Source organism: Oleiphilus sp. HI0117 (genome assembly GCF_001635235.1).
This window is the reverse complement of record NZ_LWGA01000386.1, coordinates 1-368: the sequence shown is the minus strand read 5'-3', so window position 1 is coordinate 368 and position 368 is coordinate 1. Positions and strand designations below refer to the sequence as shown.

Genomic DNA, 368 nt, shown 5'->3' with positions numbered 1-368 from the left:
AGAATGCAATGTAGCAGGAGAAACCGTTAGCTCCAGACTTGTGTTGATGTCGCCAATACTTGCTGTGACATTGGTATTGCCAGCGCTGACAGCGACTACCAAGCCATTTTCATCGACTGTGGCGATGTTGTTATTGCTCGATTGCCAAGAAGTCTCAGGACTAAGGTCGCTTGTGGTGTTGTTCGTATAAATTCCGGTTGCCGTGAGAGTGTGAGATGAAGCAATTGCCAGTGTCAACGCGGCGGGTGTTATGCTAAGTGAACTCAATGTGTATGCAGTAGACGTACTTGAAGCGTGCTCACCCTCATAACTGGCTGTAATGGTTGCGTCACCAGGTGCTAGTGCGGTAAGTAAGCCTTCGTTGGAGA

General features: G+C 48.6%; 1 protein-coding gene. It reads right to left on the bottom strand.

Translation table 11 applies throughout. The features are described 5' to 3' along the window. Positions 1-368, bottom strand: a 368-nt coding sequence (locus A3757_RS04585; protein WP_197469772.1) for an Ig-like domain-containing protein, incomplete at both ends; no start/stop codon positions are given.